The organism is Arthrobacter sp. Bz4, from assembly GCF_003075455.1.
Taxonomy (GTDB): Bacteria; Actinomycetota; Actinomycetes; order Actinomycetales; family Micrococcaceae; genus Arthrobacter_D.
Genome location: NZ_QDAE01000017.1, coordinates 44,742 through 64,230, shown reverse-complemented (window position 1 = coordinate 64,230; position 19,489 = coordinate 44,742). Strand labels below are relative to the sequence as shown.

Genomic DNA, 19,489 nt, shown 5'->3' with positions numbered 1-19,489 from the left:
CCAGCGGCCCATCCCAGGCCTGGATTCCGTTGAATGAAGACAGGAAAAAGTTTGCTCTTCGACATGGCCTGCGGCCGACACCGCGGGTTGAGGCTATAAACATGGTGAGACCCGATTCGTAAATGCCAGAGGTTTGCTTTCGATGGCAAGCCTATGAATCGGCCACGAACCGAACACGAGTGGCTTCTACCTGAGTTCGCTCGGGGGAGACTACTCGTAAGGGGATCTTTTCAGAAGGTGTTACTTGCCGCGAGCGGATGCCGTACGCAGCACGCCGCAGTGATCACGTAGTAACAGCTACGTTGGGTCCACATCCCGGAGATCCTCGCGCCGGCTGATGCCTAGTTTTGCAAAGATCCTGTAGAGGTGCCCCTCAACCGTGCGCACCGATACTCCCTGTTGCTCAGCAATGTCGCGGTTGGAGTGCCCCCGGGAGGCTAGGGTGACGATGTCGCGCTCGCGTTCCGTCAGCTTCGTCGCTGACTGAGACTCAGAGAATTGGGGCCTTTGTAATCCTTCAAGCTTTTCGATTAGCTCGTTCAAAGGAGACTGCAGGGCACGTGCCCGTTGCCCCGCCCCATTATGAGCGAGTATGTTAATCGCCGTTCCGTAGCATTCGGCCGCGATGAGCGGGTAGTCCGCGTTCTTGGCTTTCACTGCTGCTGACTCCAGAGCGGCAGCTTCCTTTGCCCGCATCGCCGCGGCCATAGAATTCACAACTGCGCCGTCAACACCTTCAAAAACGGAGGTAATCTCGTCAAGCGAGGGGAGGGACGCTGTGTCGCCGAGCCGGACTGCGAGTTCCAATGCCGAGGCCGCCAAAGCTTTCATGCCCGAATTACTTGCATAGTGAGCAATCCTGCGAAGTTCAGCGATGCTTCCCGCCGCACCCTTGAACCTCGCCTCAGCGCCCACCACGTAGATCTGTCCTAGGAGTCGAGACTGAAGGGGACCATAAGCTGGCAGGGCGGCGAACTCACTCGCATACTGTTGAGCGCCAGCACTATCGCCCGCCATTGCGCATGCATAGGCTGCCATTCCGGTCGATATCGTCATAAGCTGCGCAACGTCCGACTCCCTGAAACCCTCAACAGCGAGTATTAGCCGCTTGCGTGCTGTCCGCATTTTGCCCTGGCGCAAGGCAACGACCCCTTCAAAGTATTCGAGCATCCCCCCGAAGAGCATCATCCCGCCATCGGTGGGCTGCGAGTGATCCGCCAGTAGGGTTCCAACTTCCTTCCATGATCCCGCCCGGACTAGCGACATTCCGTGCCGGGTAATCACGAATTCTTGGTGACGCAAGAATCGGTGACCGTGCTCCGCAATGATTGCCAAAGCTTCAGCGGTCGCAGCAGCGCCCGCTAGGGCTCGCCCGGTCGCCCCAAATACCTCTCCTAAGAGAGCGAGCGCCGCAAGGCGAGTCTCATCGGTTCCTTCCGGATGATCTCGAACCTCAAGAAGATACTTCTCTGACTCCTGGTACTGACCATCCAGATTCATCACGAAGCACGTCAGTATGCGGCATCCGAGCCTGGAGCGCCGCAAGGATCGATCCGAAACGCCGACCTGCTGCTGCTCGATTCGGTCGATAGTCTCGGCCCATCGATCTGCATCACGTCGGATCTCAGCAGAGTTGCTTCTGGACCGCATCCGCAGGTCTATTGAAAGCAATGTCGCTTCCTTTGCGATCCGCAGGCTTACGCAGTTCTGCAGGGTTTCGTCTATCAGCTCGCGTGCGTAAGTGAAGTCGCCCCTAGTCATCCGGGCATGGGCAATTTCGATGAGCGCGCGTGATCTGAGTTCGGGAGCCTGGACTTCCCGGGCTGCTCGAAGCGCAAAGGCGGGATCGTACAATCGGTTGGCAACGATTGCAGCCCTCAGTAGGGTGGCATCGTCGATGCTGGCGCCACAGTCAAGGCCCCACGAAACCCAGCGAAGAAACCCTTCGATTGACCCTGTCTGATACTCCGAAAGCGTCAGGAGGCGTCTCCGAATAGCTATACTTCGTCCAATCGGCACAAGAGCCCGTATTACTTCGCCATACAAAGGGTGAGCTAGGGCGACCCCTTTGTCGGTTCCTTCCGAAAAGGCCACCAGCTGGTCCCTGGCTAAGGCATCGATGGCTTCGGGATCGCAACTCGTCCGCAGAATGCCGAGCGCTACGGGTTCAGCCAGCGCTACGGTTTCGAGTACCTCCAGCTCGGCCGGAGTGCGCCCGCGCAACTGTCCCCGGATGAGGTCAGTAAGTCGAAGGTCAATCTCAGGACGCTCACCCGCCAGACACCAAACTCCATTTCGCTCGACGAGAAACTTCGCACGTGTATCCGAGTGGAGCAAAGCCAGCAAGAACATGGGATTGCCCTCTGAGGTCTTGCTGAGGAGAGCAGTCACGCTTGAAAGAATCTGATCCCCTAGCTCCCTCACGCAAAGCTCATGGATCTCTTGGAAATTCAACGGACCAAGGTCATATCGATGCAAAATATTGTCGTGCCAGAGCGCGAGGAACTCAGACGGCGGTCCTGGCGTTGGTCGGGCGAGCACTAGGGCCCGAGCCCTTCGAGTGGCGATGAGCTGGGTGAGTAGGACGCTTGTACTATCGTCGAGGTCGTGTGCATCGTCTACAACGAACAGCGGCGCCGGAGTCCCGGGCTTTTGCTGCCCTAAGTGCTTAGTGAGTGCACGGTAGATCGCGATGGGCGACCCCGCGTCCGCCACTGACAGGTCCGTTAAATACGGTGCAATTGCACCATAAGGAACCTTTTTCAAAGATGGCTGAGCCCCGATGCGAATAACGGTCGCCTCATCGGCCAGAGCATCGACGATGGCCCTGGACAGGGCAGTTTTACCTAGTCCTGGCTCGCCAACCACCAGGGCGCCATAAAGATGGGCTTCGGATAACTGCTCAAGGATTTGAGCGACCAAGACTTGTCTCCCAACCAAATGAGTTGGAGGGGAGCGTATATCTTCAGCTGTCTCAGACCTACGCAAGGATCATCTTCAGCTGGCTACGGTTCGACACACCCAATTTGGCATATACCTGATAAATGTGTCCTTCGACCGTTCGGATGGACAAGGTGAGTATCGAAGCTATCTGCCGGTTGGTCGATCCCTCGGCGACGAGTAGTGCTATGCCTCGCTCTCTCTCGGTTAGGCTTTCAAGCGCCCGTTGGCGTAACTCCCCACTTCCGCGCCCGAGCGATCGGAGTACATCGTCCGCGGCGACAGCGGCCGCCCTATCTCCTTCCGATGCGCTGCCTGCAGTCAGTCTCTGCACGAGGGAAGCAGCATCGACAGCCAACCGGAGGTTACCAACTCCGGCGGCCATCTGGGCTGCTCTGAGCATCTGGTCCGCGTCTCCTGATGCTATTCCTTTTCCGTACAGCGCGCAGGTAGCTGCGTAGGCACCTTGGCTGTCCATCCCGCTCGTGGCTAGCCGCTCAGCCACATCGTCCAGTCCGAGCTGGACTGCCTGGCAGAGAAAAAATAGCTCGTGTCCCAAGTTTCCTTCAGCCCTATCCTCGTCTGCTAGCTCGAGCATGTCTTGGGCCGCGTGGAGGGGGTCGCGGGTCGCAGTTGACGCCAGAACGGCAAAGTACCGAGTCGCCCGGCTGGTATGCCAGTCATACCGGCGAGATTCTAAGTCCACCTCCTTGAGGTGGGACATCGATGATTTCACATCCCCAGTGAGGGAGTACGAGTATGCAGTCGCGGCTTCCGCAAGAGACAGGAAATCCTGGTGATCACGAATCCTAAGCTGGCTGACGGCTGGAAGGAGCTTAGCGAGTGCGTCATCACCCCGGCCGGCGTAGGCGTAGAGACACCCTTCTGCTAGCTCGAGAGAGGTCCCATCAAAGATCCCGGCAAGTGATCCTTGCGTATGTTCACTCAGCATTGATAGACACTGTTCCCATTCGCCGGAAATCAGCATGACTGAAAACAGCCGTGCCCAGGCGGACTCTGCGAGTAGCGGGTCTTCGTCGGTGTCGGATAATCGCAGCACCACTAGGCGACTGAGTTGAACAGCGTCTTCCTGGCGACCTGTCATACTCAGTGCCTCTGCCAGCCAGCCACAGAACTGATGACGCACAGCTGGATCCATCGCTTCGCCCTGCTTGAGTAGCTCATCCAGGGGCTCAATCATCGATGTGTACCTGCCGTTGTACGCCCTCAACTCGGCGTCGAGTAACTCGATTTCGACCAACAATCCGTCCGAACCCCCGTGGTCGGCTTGTTCTTCCTGCACCCGCTCGCGAACCAAGTGGAGAATGCTATCCACTTGCGTGTGACGATCAGGATTCTTAGTGAGGAGTCGACACCTGAGCATTTGGATGCCGACCCACTCATGCAACGAACTGTTCTGTGCATACCCATCATTTTTGTCAAGAATGGCCAGCGCTCGATCAGTCTCGCCCTGTATCCCGTATGCACGTGCTTCTTCTGTGACTTCCGATGCGCCCTTCAATTCTTCTGGAACAGCCTTCAAGAACCGAAGTGCACTATCCGTGTCGTAATAGCGGTTCGCTAACCGTGCGGCGTCAATCGCTAACTTCGGAGCGATGTCCATCGAGCATTCCAGGCACCAAGCCGCATAATTCATCCGGCTTAACGCTGGCATCGGCAAGCTGAGTGAGGAAGCTGCGAGTTGGTGAAGAAGGTCCCGGCTCCGGCCGAGTGGAACCTGTCGTCGAATCACGTCGCCGATCAAACCAACAGCGATTCGAACCATCGGCCGCTGCGTATGATCGATCTGGAAGACCCCTGTTTCGACGAGTGCATCCAACTCGGCCTCGCCCGAGAATTCATCGAGAAGTTCCAGCGGGATCACGCCGACGATTGAGACGATTTCTGCTGTTTTTCGCTGATTTGGGGTCAACCGATCGAGACTGGTGGAGATCCGTTCGGTGATAATACGACCAGGATCCGGCGTCTTCCGGGAGCCTGACACCCAGATGCCGTCTTGGGTGGTGATGTAGCCAGATTCGACTTGCTCCCGGGCGATGGCCTGCAGGAATAGCGGATTGCCGCCACTGGCATGCCACATATCCAGGACAACGGATCGGGACACCGATCCAGGAAGCCCTGCGGTGAGTAATCGATTGGAGTCAGCAAGGGACAACGGTTTGACATCGACCCGGTGAATAAGATCGTCTTTCCAGAGGTCGCTAAAATCGTCGGGTGCGGCCTGAAGGTGTTGACAAATGAGGAGCACTTTGGCGGCTCCGGCCCGAACAAGGTGTGCTATCGCCATCGCAGAGGCGCTGTCTAGATCCTCTAAGTTATCAACAAGTATAAGTGTCTGCTTGCCAGCTATCCGTTTTGAAAACAGATCCCGCAAACTCTTCAGGAGGATCAGAGGGTTGTCGACGGCCTCATCGTCCAGCTCCGTGAGAACAAAATTGAGCGCTCCATACTGCATACCCGAGGTGAGTGCACTCCCCCTGATGTAGAGAAGCTCATAGTCCTCATCGACCTCGCGGGCCACCTTCTGCGCCAGAACCGTTTTGCCTATTCCAGCCTGACCCGTCAATATCGCACCGCGACAGTCTGATCTGCGCACGGCTTCCCGCAGTTTGTCCAACTCTTCATCCCGGCCAATAATCGGCCAGTCTCCTTGCACCGCAAACATAGCGCCCCACTACATGGTGCAGGTCGGCACGGCGAGTCGTCCCAGCCCGGCAGTTCCGAGGAAGCGGCTGTCTCCCGCCTCCAGGTCTTACGGTGATGTAGAGAACGTCCCTACGCCGACCGCATTAGACCATAACGATACGCTGGATCGATGAATAAGGCACTAAAAAGGATGACATATCTCTCAGCCACCTGCCGGAACAACTATCTGTCGCATGCTGTGGTTATCAAGGTGGGGCCGACGACGGGCTGGGGTCAGCCCGGTCTCAGGAGGCTGTCCGCCGCCGGCCCGACCGTGGGTCCACCACCGCAGGCGAACGGTATTTCGCCAGCGCGCCCTGCTTTGGGAGACTACTGAAGCGTAATTAAACGACCGGTGACCACACACGGGTAGGAGCTACTCGTATTACGGGCCGCGATTACTTCAAGGCGGAACAGCGTTACGCGCCTACTATTTGGGCGTAACTCCTGCAGAAACGAATCCCCGCATCAGTTCGTCACGACCGCTGATACCAAGCTTCAAATAAACCCGGTAAAGATGCCCCTCTACTGTCCGGGGAGACACCGTGAGGCTGTGCGCTATCTCGCTTGTAGCAGCCCCTTCTGCAGCGAGGGCGGCGATCTCCTTTTCGCGCCGGGTTAGCGCGACCCGGGCCATTGCGTTGTCACTAATCGCAGCTGTGCGGACATCCCCGAGCGTGTGACCCAGCCCGCGCAATCGCTGTAATACAGCGTGTTGGGCCCTCCACTTCCCCAGACGGTTATAGCAGACGGCCGCCCTGGCGAGACATTCAGCACCTAGCAGCAGCAGACCACTGTCTAGCGCCCGATCACTAGCTGCGGTGAATCGAGCTGGATCGTTTGATTCGGCCACCTCAGCCATAATGTAAGCAGCTTCAGAGCCGATTCCGTCAATGCGCTCAGAGACAGTTCGAAATCGCTGCTGCGGCACTGGATGCTGCAACAAAAAAAGAATCTCAAGAATCTCGGCTTCAGCGTGGACTAATCCGAGGGACCGGGCTTGATCGGCCCGTGCCACCACGACCGATAAATCAGGCGCATTCACGGCGGGCCACGACCGTGCAACTGTCACATAGGCATTGGAGACCAGCCGCCGGGGTAGGTCTCCTTGGTAGGGGAGCGCATCTAAATCGTGTGCATAGGAGGTGGACTTGTCCAGCCTGCCGACAAGTCCCCAAGCAAAAGCGGCAGTACCGAGCGCCAGTGGCAGCACCAATTCTGGATCGGAATATCGCAACACTTCGATTCCATCGGCCAGTAGTTCACACCCAGCTCTTACTCGCCCGCGTCGAACCTCCATCATTCCTTCGATAGCCGTCATTTCCCCGCCAAAGTATTGAACCTGTTTCGGAGCGTTCTGCTCATGCCATTGCAGTAATTGGGCGACTGCTGCGTCGTCTCTGATCTGCACCGACAGCACACCCTGTCGGGTGATGATAGCCCGATAGTGATCAGCCATCAGTCCTCCGGGCCTTGTCTCCGAAACTGCTCGCCACACAGTTCCACTAACATCGGATGCGCGCCCTGTGATCGCCGACAATTCCCCAAGTAGCACCCGGGCAAAACCGCTAGCGAGAGTCTCCGGTGAGTGTTCCTCAACTATTTGCCGAAGCCCCGAAATGGCGGCGGCATAATCCCCTGCGAGGCTGAATGCTAAATTCTTCAAGACCGCAGAGCCCCGCTCGAGGTGAAAGAACTGTTCTGGAGGCAGTCGATGTCCGGCTTTAGTCCACCTTCCCGCTATGGCCAGGAGACCATCAGGCCCTCCCCCACCTCGCAGGTAAATCTGTGCCTCGGTGACCGCCGCCGCACAAAGGGTGTACACATCTGTTGCGCTTTCGATCAGGCCAGAAACTTCGGACGCTGCGGCTTCAATGTCGGCAAGGCCCAACAGGCTCCGCGCGTTTTCTACCCGAGCAGCAATGGCGAATTGACGTGAGGTTACTGCCGCAGAAAAACGTTCAGCAAGGCCGGGCGCATAACCGTTGTTCGCCTGCCGTGCCGCTTCTAGCAAATCGTGATCGTCAACGGAGTAGCCAAGTTCCAACTTGAATGTAACGAGGGTACTGGCGCAGACGGCCTCCAATTCACTCTGACCCACCACCGATTCTTGGAGCCATCGAATGATCTGGACACGCCTGCCCGGTGGCATGAGGCTTGTAATAACTTCTCCATACAACTTTGGTGCGACTGTTATGCAACTCTTGGCGCCGCCATGATGGTTTGAGTAGGCCAGAAGATTGAGCTGAAACGCTCCGTCCATCGCAACCGCGTCCAGAATTTTCCCAGCAAGGGCCACGGGCATGCATCCCACCGATGCAACCGCTTCCACCACCTGGCGTTCGGCCGGGCTACATTCGTTGAGGATATTCTTCACACGATCAAGAAGCACATCACCTAAAGACTCCGGGGTAGAGGAGATTAACCAGACACCGTTTGTCTCAACCAAGGCCCCAGCGCTGATGAAGTGGGAGATGAGCGCCCTGGCAAGGTAGGGGCGCCCTTGAGACCAGTCAAAAATCAAAGCTACAGTGCCTGCACTGACTGTGCCTCCAAGCTGCTGCTGACAGAGTCGAGCGGTCTGATCACGGCTAAGTGCCGCGAGGTCAACCCGCTTGACTAGTCCATCCCGCCAAAGCTCATGAAGTTCTATGGGTTTGTCCCCGGGTTCATCGGAAACTGCTAGCAGCCGAATTTCCCCGGCAACCGCAAGCTGTCCTAGTAGGTGACCGCTATCCTCATCTAGGTGGTGGGCATTCCTCAGGACGACCAACACCGGCAGCCGAAGATCGCTAGCTGCGGTTGTCCGAAGACCCGATTTGATGAGGCGGAGTACTGAAAGGGGCGAGCCTACATCGGATAGATACTGACCCCCGATCACCGGCGCCAGCGCACCATAGGGAACGCATCTAAGGGTTGAATCGGCGTAAACGGTAACCGATAAGGTTTTCGACTTCAACCGATCCAGCACGGAGTCTACAACTGCCGTTTTACCGATGCCCGAGGGGCCACAGACCAAAACACCACCAATGGTCGGGTTCATAATGCTCGCCGAAATCTCCTCAACCTCCCTTTCGCGACCAATAAGCCCGCCAGGTTCGGCCTGAATGCTCATTGTGTGGTTACCTCGCCGAGTGCAACTTTGGCTAGCAACTCTGACTTCGTCCGGACGTGCAGTTTTGTGTAGACACGATATAAATGCCCTTCGACGGTGCGGACGCTGACCCCCAAAGTTGTTGCAAGATCCCGGTTGGTAGTGCCCTCCACCATTGCTTTCACAACTTCTAATTCGCGCGTCGTTAGGGATGCTAGCTGTCGGCGTGCCCCTAGAGCTGTACTGGTCGATCCAATAATCCCGCGCACCCGGTCAGCGACATGTGCCCTAAGCCCGGCACATTCCGACTGATCAGCGAGCTGAGTCGCTGCTGCGGCGGCGTCACGGGCAAATGGCAGGTCACCATTTGTCCGGGCTATGCCCATTGCCTCCAACACCAGATCGGGGTCTTCCGTCTCGACCCCCTTGGCATACAGCGCGCAAAGAGATGCGTAGCGCCCCTGGCAGGTCACTCCCAGTTTCATAACCGACCGTGCCACACTCTGGTCCCCGAGCCTCAGTACGTGGGACAACGTCAGCAGTTGCCAGAAAGAGTTTCCCCGCTCTCCGTCTTCTTCAATGAGGGCCTTCAATGCAAGTGCAGCTCTATCAGCGGAAACAATGCCCTGCAAAGCCAATGCGGCAAAGTGCTTGGTTAGTCTTCGCACTATCCACGGCACCTTATTGGACGGATTAGAGGCCGCCAGTAAATATCGTTCTGCGCGCTCTGGGGAATCTTCCGAGGTAATCCAGGCTAAGGCTGCAGCGACCAGCGGAGTTACCCCACCAGGATCAGATATTTGAAGCTGGGACAGAGCCGGAGTCAAGAAACTTTCAGCCTCAACGGGACGGCCTCCAACAGCGTGGACCAAACCCTCGACGATTTCTTCATACGTTCCGGTGCTTCGTCCCGCCCCACCGAGGTGTCGCCCCGCCACCTCGAGCATCGCCGTCATGTCTCCACTCACTGCTTCCAGCGTTGCCAACGTGACGGCAATTCGTGCCAACTGCGGCCGGCCGTCTGAAAGGCGAGAAGGGGCAAAAGCCTTCGCTGTCTCTCTTGCCTCATCCTCTCGGCCGGTGAAAGCTAAGGCTTCACACATCAGAATGGATACCTGAAGACGCTCGCCTCGATCAATTGCATAAGGATCAAACGTCGGCGACGTCAACTCGTCGATAGTCCGACGATAATCGCCGTCGTAAGCTGCTCGATACGCGCGGTTCAAGTGTCCCGCGGACGCGAGATCATTCTCTGTCCGGGCAGACAATGGGTCCCAACCGATTGTCTGTTCTGCCCACCGCAGATCGACCCGGCTAGCTCTCCCGAGGAGGGCATCCCTGAGCAGGGGGCCAGTGACCGAGACGACAGCCCGATGATCCCTCTCGATCGACACCATCTTCAGTTCGTGAAGTGCATCCAGATCACCTAATTGATCTGCCGCAACTGCGGCCAGGGGAGTAGCCTCGGCCGCCGCTAGGCCATCAAGCAGCTGCTGCTGCGACGGTTCGAGAGCTGCAATCTGGTCCATCACTATGCGGGCCGATGCCGGACCCAGATCCACCTCGGCAGCAGTCAGCACCCAAACTCCACTGACACAGCGCAGCGCACCCGAGGAGAGGTAGTCGTCTACTAGTGCGTTCAGAAGCCGGGGGTTTCCTCCACTCTGCCGATGAAGAAAAAGCGAGGCCGCCCGACACACCACTCCCCCTAAAGCGGACTTCATATCGGCGGCCACATCTTGTTGAGTCATCGATGCCAGATTGACCTGAGCAAGAGTTTGCTTCCGACAAAGATCCTGGAAACAAACTGGCGCTTTTGAAAGATTATCGCAGGCGGCGAGTAGCCGAATTGATCCCGTTTGAGCCAACTGCCCCAGCACGGTTGCAGAACCCTCATCAAGAAGCTCAGAGTCGTCGACCACAATAATTTTGGGGAGACCTAACGCACGCTCTTCGAGTAACTGGGTCAGGCCGGTGATTACCCGTACTGGGTGCTCCAGAATGTTGACGGGCAAGTCGGCAAGTAGTACGCGCAAGGCGCCGTAGCGCAATTGGGTATCGTGGTTCGAGCCACGTAAATGAATAATGCAAGTACTCGATCGCAAACGGTCAATCACCGATCGCAGTACTGTCGTCTTGCCGCTTCCGGCCTCACCCACGATAATCACCCCAGGAGGGCCGGATTCATTAACCAACTGGTCGCATACTGAATCCGCGAGCTGTCTGCGGATCCCCGCCGTTGGCGGCTGAACCTGTCCCGCACCAGAAACCATATTCGTCGGGGGACAGCCCGGTGATGATAGGGGGGTTTGGTAAACATACGTATTAAGGTCGAAACTCATGGAGAGACCAGCCCTTCGCGTTCCCAGCGTGTGAAGTACTGATCACCATAGGATCCTTGCTGATCGCGCGCATGAGTAGCGACTACTCGATTTTCCGAGCGGCATCACGCAACGACTACTCGGATCCTTAGCCCCGATTACACGCCGAATCGGCACCTCGGCTTCATGGGCCTGGCAGGAGAAGTTCCAGGGCAACAAAAAGGGACCGACGTTGGGATGGGGGTGGCCCAGTCTCAGAGGCCGCCCAACGTCGGCCCCCGTATTTGGGGCCTAGTAGGCCTGACGCGGTTTGGGCTTTGGCTGTCCCTGACCGGTGGTTGTCAACTTACTTTATACGCTATTTCCCAGCGGAGTGGAACTTCTGCTGAGCGCTGACAAGGCCCTCCACGATGAGAGATTCCACCGCGTCGGCCACATCTTCCAGAAGGAACGCGAGGTCCTTTTTCTCGACCGAGCTGAAGTCCCTGAGCACGTGGTCAGCCGCATCCTGCCGGCCTGGCGGGCGACCCACTCCGACCCTGACCCGAAGGTAATCCTTGGTTCCGAGTGCCTTGGAAATGTCGCGAAGCCCGTTGTGTCCGCCTTCACCGCCACCGGTCTTCAGCTTGACCGTGCTGAAGTCGATGTCAATCTCGTCATGCACCGCGATAACGCGCTCGGCGGGAATGTCGTAGAACCGACACAGCGCGTTCACCGGGCCACCTGTCAGGTTCATAAAGGTCAGCGGCTTGGCGAGCACCAACCGCGGCCCACCCAGACCTAGCCGCCCCTCAAGCACGGCGGCATGAGCTTTGTGGCTTTTGAACTTTCCGCCCAACCGGGCGCCCAGGACATCGAGAACCATCTGTCCCACATTGTGCCGGTTATGCCTGTAGTCGGGACCGGGGTTGCCGAGCCCGACTACAAGCCAGGAGTCAGTCGCCATGAACGCGCCGGAGAAGTGGCTACTCGCCTTCTTCTGACTTCTCGCCGGAGGCAGCTACAACGTCGCCTTCTGCGACTGTCTCTTCGTCATCTTCGCCGAGGTCCTGGACGGTCGGCTCGCTGATGTTGACGATCAGGGTGTCGTCTTCGATCAGCAGGGTGACGCCCTTCGGCAGTTCGATGTCTGAGGCGTGGATGTGCTCGCCGACGGTGCGTCCCTCGACGTTGACGGTCAGCGAATCCGGCAAATGGGTTGCTTCTGCTTCAACCTCAACCGAGGTGTGCTCAAGGTTCATGACGGCACCCGGTGCCAGTTCCCCTTCGACGTGGATATAGACGTCAACAGTGACCTTCTCGCCGCTACGAACGGTCAGGAGGTCAAGGTGCTCGACGATGCGCTTCAGCGGGTTGCGGACCACGTATTTGGCGAGGGCGAGGTGCTTTTCCCCTTCGACGTCGAGGGTAAGCAGGGCGTTGGAGGTCCGCAGTGCCAGCGTGGTGGCCTTGGAGGGCAGCAGAACGTGGATGGGATCGGCGCCGTGGCCGTAGATGACCGCGGGGATTTTGTCCTCGCGGCGTGCGCGGCGTGCTGCACCCTTGCCGAATTCGGTGCGTACTTCTGCGGGGAGCGTGAGGTCAGACATTGAGTCTCCTGTGTTGACGAGTAGTGGATCGTTGCTGGGCAAACGATCGGCATCTGTCTAGAAACAGTCAACACGCTTAGTGTTGGACTCTCGTCACTAGCCACCGTCGATCACGGAACAATTCCCGGAGGTACCGGGATGCTCCCTCGCCTAGGCATCGCGTTCAATCCTACAGCACCCTGAGCGTCCGGAAGGACACCGCCGAAGCCCGGAAGCCGGCGTCGTCATCTGGTGTTCCTCATGATCCTCTAATGTGTGACACATACCGTTGAAATCGAGGACGCCCGGCGGGTTTCCCGACGAAACCCGGACAGGCCGTACGAAGGATCAGCATGCGAATATCTGTTATCGGTTGTGGGTACCTTGGCGCAGTTCACGCGGCCTGCATGGCGAAGTTGGGACACGAAGTCGTCGCAATCGATGTGGACGAGCGGAAGATCAGCGAACTCCAGGCTGGCCGGTCCCACTTTTTCGAGCCCGGCCTGCCGGAGCTTCTTCACGAAGTCCTCCAAACCGGCCGGCTAAAATTCAGCTCAAACATCGCGGATGCCCGGGGTTCGCAGGTGCATTTCCTCTGCGTAGGGACACCGCAGCGGAAGGGCGAATACGCCGCCGACCTGAAATACGTGGACGCTGCGTTCTCCTCGCTCATTGACGCGCTTGAGGCCGGAAACCTGGTGGTCGGGAAGTCAACGGTTCCAGTGGGTACTGCTGCGCGGCTCGCCGATGACCTGTTGGAGAGGTTTCCCGAAGCCACCCTGGCGTGGAACCCTGAGTTCCTGCGAGAGGGCTTCGCCGTCAAGGACACCCTTAGCCCCGACCGACTGGTGTACGGAGTGCCGTCCGGCGAGGACGGGCATCGGGCTACCGAGCAGCTTGATGAGGTGTATGCGGGACCGATGGGGCTGGGCACCAGGAGGCTGGTTGTCGACTATGCCACCGCTGAACTGGTCAAGTCGGCGGCGAACTCGTTCTTGGCAACCAAGATTTCTTTCATCAATGCGATGGCGGAAGTATGCGACGCGGCGGGAGCGGATGTCACCCTCCTGGCGGACGCTATCGGGATGGACGACAGGATTGGCCGCAAGTTCCTCAACGCGGGCATCGGTTTTGGCGGGGGCTGTCTTCCCAAGGACATTCGTGCGTTCATGGCACGAGCGGGCGAGCTCGGCGCTGATCAGGCCCTGACCTTCCTTCGGGAGGTGGATGACATCAACCTCCGACGTCGGATCAGGGTCGTCGAGCTGACCCGCCAGTTGGTGGGCGGATCGCTCCTCGGGAAACGGATCACTGTGTTGGGGGTAGCGTTCAAGCCCAATAGCGACGACGTCAGGGACTCCCCCGCACTCAGCATCGCTGCCCAACTCCAGCTTCAGGGCGCTGACGTGACAGTTACCGATCCGGAGGCTCTGAGTAATGCGAAGGGTCGTTTCCCGGAGCTAACCTACGAGCCCGATTTCAATGCGGCAGTCACCAAAGCCAACGCCCTGCTGGTCCTGACTGAATGGGATCAGTACCGCTCGCTGAGTCCGGCGGACCTGGCCTCGCAGGTAACGAGCAAAAACATTCTTGACGGACGTAACGTTCTGGATCCAGTCCAGTGGCGGGCCGCTGGGTGGACCTACCAGGGTATCGGGCGGCCGTAACGGCCATCCCGATACCCCAATCAGTCGACTCTAGCGTTGCCGTCAAAGAGGCTGGTGACGGATCCGTCGTCGAACACTTCACGGATTGCCCGCGCGATCAGCGGCGCAATTGAGAGCACGGTGAGCTGCGGGAACCGCTTTTCGGATGGGATGGGCAGGGTGTTGGTCACCACTACCTCGCGGGCGCCGGACTCGGAAAGACGGCGGGCCGCCGGGTCCGAGAACACGGCGTGGGTCGCGGCAATGATGACATCCTTGGCGCCCGCGTTCTTCAGAACCTGGACCGCCCCGGAAATGGTCCCGCCAGTATCGATCATGTCGTCGATCAGCACACAAGTCCGTCCCTCGACCTGACCCACTACCTGCTTGGAGACGGCCTGGTTGGGAACCGTGAGGTCGCGGCTTTTGTGCACGAAAGCCAGCGGTGACCCGCCCAACCGCTCGGCCCACTGCTCGGCTACCCTGACCCGGCCGGTGTCGGGGGACACCACGGTGACGTTGTCGGCGTCGACCCGGGTGCGGATGTAGTCAGCGAGCAACGGAATGGCCATCAGGTGGTCTACGGGACCGTCGAAGAAGCCCTGGATCTGCGAGGTGTGCAGGTCAACGGACATGAGCCGGTTGGCGCCGGCCGTCTTGTACAGGTCGGCGACGAGCCGCGCGGAGATCGGTTCGCGGCCGCGTCCCTTCTTGTCTTGCCGGGCGTAGGGGTAGAACGGGGAGACAACAGTGATCCGTTTGGCCGATGCACGCTTCAGCGAATCGATCATGATGAGCTGCTCCATCAGCCAGTTATTCAGGGGCGCCGGGTGTGCCTGGATAACGAACACGTCGGTGCCGCGCACGCTCTCGCCGGATCGAACGTAGATCTCGCCGTTCGCGAAATCGTAGGCGGAGATGGGCAGCAGCTCGGTGCCAAGTGCTGCAGCAATTTCCTCCGCAAGTTCCGGGTGGGCCCGGCCAGAGGCCAGGACCAGTTTCTTCTCGCCGCGTGCGGTGATCTCACTCATGAACGGTCGCTTTCGTCAGTGCTGGTGATGCTGCTGGTGGATTCACCGGTGGCAAGTTTTTCAGGAGCGGCCGCTTGGGCCGCGTTTGCGGCTGAGCTGCGGGGCGTTTGGCCTGCACCCAACCCTCGACGGTGCGCTGGGGTGCGACGTTGACAGCAAGTGCGCCCGGCGGAACCTCGTTGCGCACAATGGCGCCGGCGCCAGTGTAGGCGCCGTCGCCGATTGTCACCGGGGCGACGAAGACGGTGTTCGATCCGGTGCGGACATTGCTGCCGATGGTGGTGCGGTGCTTGTTCACGCCGTCGTAGTTGGCGGTGATGTTGCCGCAGCCGATGTTCGTGTCCTCACCGATCTCGGTGTCCCCCGCGTACCCGAGGTGTGACAGCTTCGATCCGCGACCGATGATGACGTTCTTCGTCTCGTAGAATGCCCCGATCTTGCCGTCCTCGCCGAGGACCGTTCCGGGTCGCAAATAGGTGAACGGGCCAACGGTGGCGCGGGCGCTGATAGCGGCACCGGATCCATGGGTCCGAAGCACTGTCGCCCCTTCCCCCACCACCACATCGGTGAGGGTGGTGTCAGGGCCGACGACGGCGTCGCGCGCAATCTCGCAGGCGCCGTGAAGCTGGGTGCCAGGCAGGATCGTGACGTCCTCTGCCAGCTGCACCGAGGTATCGATCCAGGTGGTGGCGGGGTCGATGATTGACACACCGGAGCGCATCCATCGGGTCAGGGTGCGACGGTTGAGCTCGGCGCCGAGGGCTGCCAGCTGCACGCGGTCGTTGGCTCCCTCTACCTGCCAAGGATCGTCGGAGACGACGGCGGCGACCCTGCCACCCCGGTCTGAAGCGATGCCTAGGACATCGGTCAGGTACATTTCGCCCTGGGAATTCCCTGCGGTGACTGAGGTGAGGGCGCTGCGCAGAATTGCCGCGTCAAACGCGTAGATGCCCGAGTTGATCTCGTTGATGGACCGCTGGGCGTCGGTGGCATCCTTGTGCTCGACGATGCCGGTGACAGTGCCGTCGGCGGCCCGCAGAATCCGCCCATAGCCGGTAGCGTCCTCAAGAACGGCGGTCAGCACGGTCACCGCGTTGTCCTTGGTCGAGTGGGATTCAACCAGCTGAGCGAGAGTGTCGGCTGTCAGCAGCGGCACGTCTCCGTAGGTGACAACTATGGTTCCCTCAAGGGGCGCCCCGGCGGCCCGGTCAAGTGCGTCAAGCGCTACCTGAACTGCTCGACCGGTGCCTGGCACATCGTCCTGGTCGACGATGACCGCTCCCGGGTCGAGGCTGGCAATGTGGCTGGCGACGAGGTCTCGTTCGTGCCGGACCACGACAGCCATTGCCTCGGGGACCACTCCCCTGGCCGCGGCCATGGCATGCCCCACCATCGATCGCCCGCCCAGAGTGTGAAGGATCTTCGGTGTACGGGATTTCATCCGGGTACCCGCGCCCGCGGCGAGCACGATGACAGCGGCCGGGCGAAGTGCTCCTGCCTCTGAGTCTGATACCTGGGGATGCGTGTTTGAGGTCTGCGGACCCATTGAGGAGACACTCCTGCCTGTAGTTTCTCTGTCAACCGGAAAAGTACAGGCTCACACCGGCAATACTACCCGCGGCACTACCGCCCGACAGTTCCGCCCATAGGATTCGAACCTATACTCCACAGCTCCAAAGGCTGGGGTGCTGCCATTACACCAGGGCGGACTGCGCTGAAGGAACTGACTAATTTCCGTCCCGAAGCGCGGTTATCCAGTTTGCCACGAGTCGGGGGCATCCTGCGACTTGGTAGCCCCCATCCGGTCAGTCCGTGGCGAAGTGGGCAGAGTCACCTCGCCGGGTTTCCTCGGTTGCGGGCCATCCCTTCCAGCATGGAACCTGCACATGGGCCCTAACACAGTATTTCCCTCCCACCAGGAAGTGAACTGCAGCGGACTCGTGCACCTTGATGCGCTGCATCTCTCGTTGCAGCGGGTGCCCAGGGGGCGGTCCGGTGTTGGTTATGTGGGCCCGAAAAAGAGTTGAAAAAGTTTTTTTGGTGGCCCTGAATCGGCCCCTATTTTGTCAGTAGGCGATGATGGAATAAAGGTATGAAAGGCAGCGACGCTTCTGCTCCCGGATCGGGATTCTCCCCCGAATCCGGCCCCGGTTCTGGCCCGGATTCTGGCCCCGGTTCCGTCTTCGAGAGCGGGTCCGTGAACACTGCTTCGGGGAATGCGGGTGGGTACGGTCCGGGCGGTCCGCTGGGCGGGGAAGCGACCTGGACCGCTCCGACCGCTCCGACCGCTCCGACCGCTCCGACCGCTCCGACCGCTCCGACCGCTCCGACCGCTCCGACGAATCCGACCGGTCCGGGGGCTCCGTTGCCGTTGTCTGGCCAGGTGTCGGTCGCGGCGATGGTGACGTTGAACGCTCAGCAGACCGTGAACCTACTCAAAACGCTCGCAGTGTTGCGGTCCTGGGTCGACGCGCAGGAAGCCAAAGCGGCCACCCATCTTCATGACCTGATCGCCGAGGAACACCCCTGGGTCGAAGACCTGGACCGTATTCATGCCCTGGCCAGCGCGGAGATCAGCGCCGCACTGCGCATCCCGGAACGGACCGCAGAGTTCCTCCTGGAGACCAGTGAACTACTGACCCGTGAGTATCCGGCCACGCTACGCGCCCTGGAGGACGGCAAGCTCTCCCAACGCCACGCCACCGCCGTGGTACAGGAAGCCACCAGCATCCCCAACACCGTCCCAGCGGTGAGGGCCGCGTTCGAAGCCCACCTCATCGGCCTGGCGTGTCAGACCACGGTCGCGAAGTTCACCCGCCAAGCCCAACGGCTACGCGAAGCCCTACACCCCGAATCAATCACCCTCCGGCGCCAAAAAGCCTCCAGGACCGGCGCGTGTATCTGGACCCGGCGCAGGACGGGATGGCCTGGCTCCAAGCCTTCCTACCCTCCGAACAGGCCGCCGGGATCTTCCACCGCGTCGACACCGCAGCCCGGGCCTTGCAGGGCCCGGACGAGGCCAGGACTCTCACCCAACTCAGGGCCGATGTTCTGGTGGATGTCCTCACCAGTGCCGGACCCACCGGATACCTGAGTGGCCCGGCCAGAGGGACCAGCGGGCTCGAAGATTCCGTGCCCGCAGATTCCGTGCCCGCAGATTCCGCGCCCAGGAGCGATCATGAACCCGGCAGCGGCGGCAGCGGCGGCAACGGTCATAACGCGTCGACCGGGTCCAACGGGTCCAACAGTGGCGACGGGTCGGGTCAGTCGGGGGAGGCGAGCACGTATTGGGGTGTGCAGGCGAAGGTGTTCGTCACGGTCCCGGTGATGACTCTCCTCGGCGGGGATGCCCCGGGTGAACTGGAAGGGTACGGTCCGATTGATCCTGAGACGGCACGGAAGCTCGCCGGGCACGCACCATCGTTCACCAGGATCCTCACCCACCCCTTTACCGGGGCCAGGTTAGGCGCTGATGCGACCACGTACCGGGTCCCGCAGGACCTGAAGGATGCGGTCCGGGTCCGGGACGGGACGTGTCGGCATCCGGGATGTAACCGGTTGGCGGTGTTCTGCGAACTCGACCACACCACCCCCTGGTCCCAAGGAGGCACAACCAGCTACGGGAATCTGGCGTCCCTGTGTAAACGCCACCACATGTTCAAAACCGAAGGCTACTGGCACTACCAACAACCCGACCCCGGCACCATCATCGCGATCTCACCACTCGGCGAAACCTACCTCACCACCGCCGACCCACCACCAGCCCCACCACCCGACATCCCCCCGCCCTTCTAGCCCCGGTGATACGAACCCGAGGACCTCTCCGGATACGCCCGCGCGTGCCCCGGAGCCAGTTGGACCGGCGGATCGGATCCTCCACCAGATGGTAGGTGTAGATCAGCAGCAGGCTGATGGTCACAGCTATCGCCGTGCTGCTGCCTGGTCGGCCTCTACAGAATCGCGAAAAGGAACACAGCTGCAGCTACCGCTGTGAGGACGAGAACCCCCACCAGCGCCAGCTTGTCAGAGTGACGCATCCGGTACTTATCGCGACGCCTACCTCGAGGTAATCCAGCTACATTTGTCATACACCCAAGGTAGGCGCCGCCTGGTGGACCCGGAATACTGCCGCCTACTTCAATTTATGCAGATGGTACTTGAATGGGAACTCACTCACACTTGA

The 19,489-nt window shown here is 59.7% G+C and carries 10 protein-coding genes, 1 tRNA gene and 1 pseudogene; 3 read left to right on the top strand and 9 right to left on the bottom strand.

All coding sequences use genetic code 11. The features are described from left to right. Positions 1-297: 297 nt before the first annotated feature. The 6 genes from DDA93_RS12545 to DDA93_RS12520 all read right to left on the bottom strand — a co-directional run bounded on the left by DDA93_RS12545 (position 298) and on the right by DDA93_RS12520 (position 12,650). Positions 298-2,391, bottom strand: coding sequence for a helix-turn-helix transcriptional regulator (locus tag DDA93_RS12545; protein ID WP_162148077.1), 2,094 nt, complete (start codon positions 2,389-2,391; stop codon positions 298-300). A gap of 589 nt (positions 2,392-2,980) precedes the next feature. Continuing rightward, positions 2,981-5,626, bottom strand: a complete 2,646-nt coding sequence (locus DDA93_RS12540; RefSeq protein WP_024477527.1) for a LuxR C-terminal-related transcriptional regulator — start codon at positions 5,624-5,626, stop codon at positions 2,981-2,983. A gap of 450 nt (positions 5,627-6,076) precedes the next feature. Continuing rightward, on the bottom strand, positions 6,077-8,761 hold the full coding sequence (locus DDA93_RS12535) for a LuxR family transcriptional regulator (protein WP_116778949.1): 2,685 nt from the start codon (positions 8,759-8,761) through the stop codon (positions 6,077-6,079). After that, positions 8,758-11,082: a LuxR family transcriptional regulator gene (locus DDA93_RS12530; RefSeq protein WP_116778948.1), complete on the bottom strand. Its 2,325-nt coding sequence runs from the start codon at positions 11,080-11,082 to the stop codon at positions 8,758-8,760. Before DDA93_RS12530 ends, DDA93_RS12535 begins: the two co-directional genes overlap by 4 nt. A 337-nt stretch (positions 11,083-11,419) precedes the next feature. Beyond that, positions 11,420-12,007: an aminoacyl-tRNA hydrolase gene (pth, locus tag DDA93_RS12525; RefSeq protein WP_116778947.1), complete on the bottom strand. Its 588-nt coding sequence runs from the start codon at positions 12,005-12,007 to the stop codon at positions 11,420-11,422. 19 nt (positions 12,008-12,026) lie between these two features. After that, the gene (locus tag DDA93_RS12520) at positions 12,027-12,650 is read right to left on the bottom strand and encodes a 50S ribosomal protein L25/general stress protein Ctc (RefSeq protein WP_024477531.1); all 624 of its coding nucleotides are present in this window, start codon (positions 12,648-12,650) and stop codon (positions 12,027-12,029) included. 332 nt (positions 12,651-12,982) lie between these two features. On the opposite strand from DDA93_RS12520, the gene DDA93_RS12515 reads away from it, so the two are divergent. Further along, positions 12,983-14,296 carry a UDP-glucose/GDP-mannose dehydrogenase family protein gene (locus DDA93_RS12515; RefSeq protein WP_116778946.1) on the top strand — a complete coding sequence of 438 codons (1,314 nt, stop codon included), beginning with the start codon at positions 12,983-12,985 and terminating at the stop codon, positions 14,294-14,296. Positions 14,297-14,316: 20 nt separating this feature from the next. Here DDA93_RS12515 and DDA93_RS12510 read toward each other — a convergent pair whose 3' ends face one another. From DDA93_RS12510 to DDA93_RS12500, 3 genes and pseudogenes are all read right to left on the bottom strand, one after another. Next, on the bottom strand, positions 14,317-15,306 hold the full coding sequence (locus DDA93_RS12510; protein WP_116778945.1) for a ribose-phosphate diphosphokinase: 990 nt from the start codon (positions 15,304-15,306) through the stop codon (positions 14,317-14,319). After that, positions 15,303-16,747 (bottom strand): annotated as a pseudogene (gene glmU, locus DDA93_RS12505) (bifunctional UDP-N-acetylglucosamine diphosphorylase/glucosamine-1-phosphate N-acetyltransferase GlmU). Before glmU ends, DDA93_RS12510 begins: the two are co-directional and overlap by 4 nt. Before the next feature lie 196 nt (positions 16,748-16,943). Then, a tRNA-Gln gene (locus tag DDA93_RS12500) sits at positions 16,944-17,015 on the bottom strand. A gap of 488 nt (positions 17,016-17,503) precedes the next feature. Between DDA93_RS12500 and DDA93_RS17140 the strand changes: the two genes are divergently transcribed. Both DDA93_RS17140 and DDA93_RS16835 read left to right on the top strand, forming a co-directional pair. Continuing rightward, entirely contained in the window at positions 17,504-18,400 is an 897-nt protein-coding gene (locus tag DDA93_RS17140) for a DUF222 domain-containing protein (protein ID WP_347693678.1), read from the top strand. Positions 18,401-18,438: 38 nt separating this feature from the next. Continuing rightward, the gene (locus DDA93_RS16835) at positions 18,439-19,101 is read left to right on the top strand and encodes an HNH endonuclease (protein ID WP_347693675.1); all 663 of its coding nucleotides are present in this window, start codon (positions 18,439-18,441) and stop codon (positions 19,099-19,101) included. The last annotated feature ends 388 nt before the right edge of the window (positions 19,102-19,489 follow it).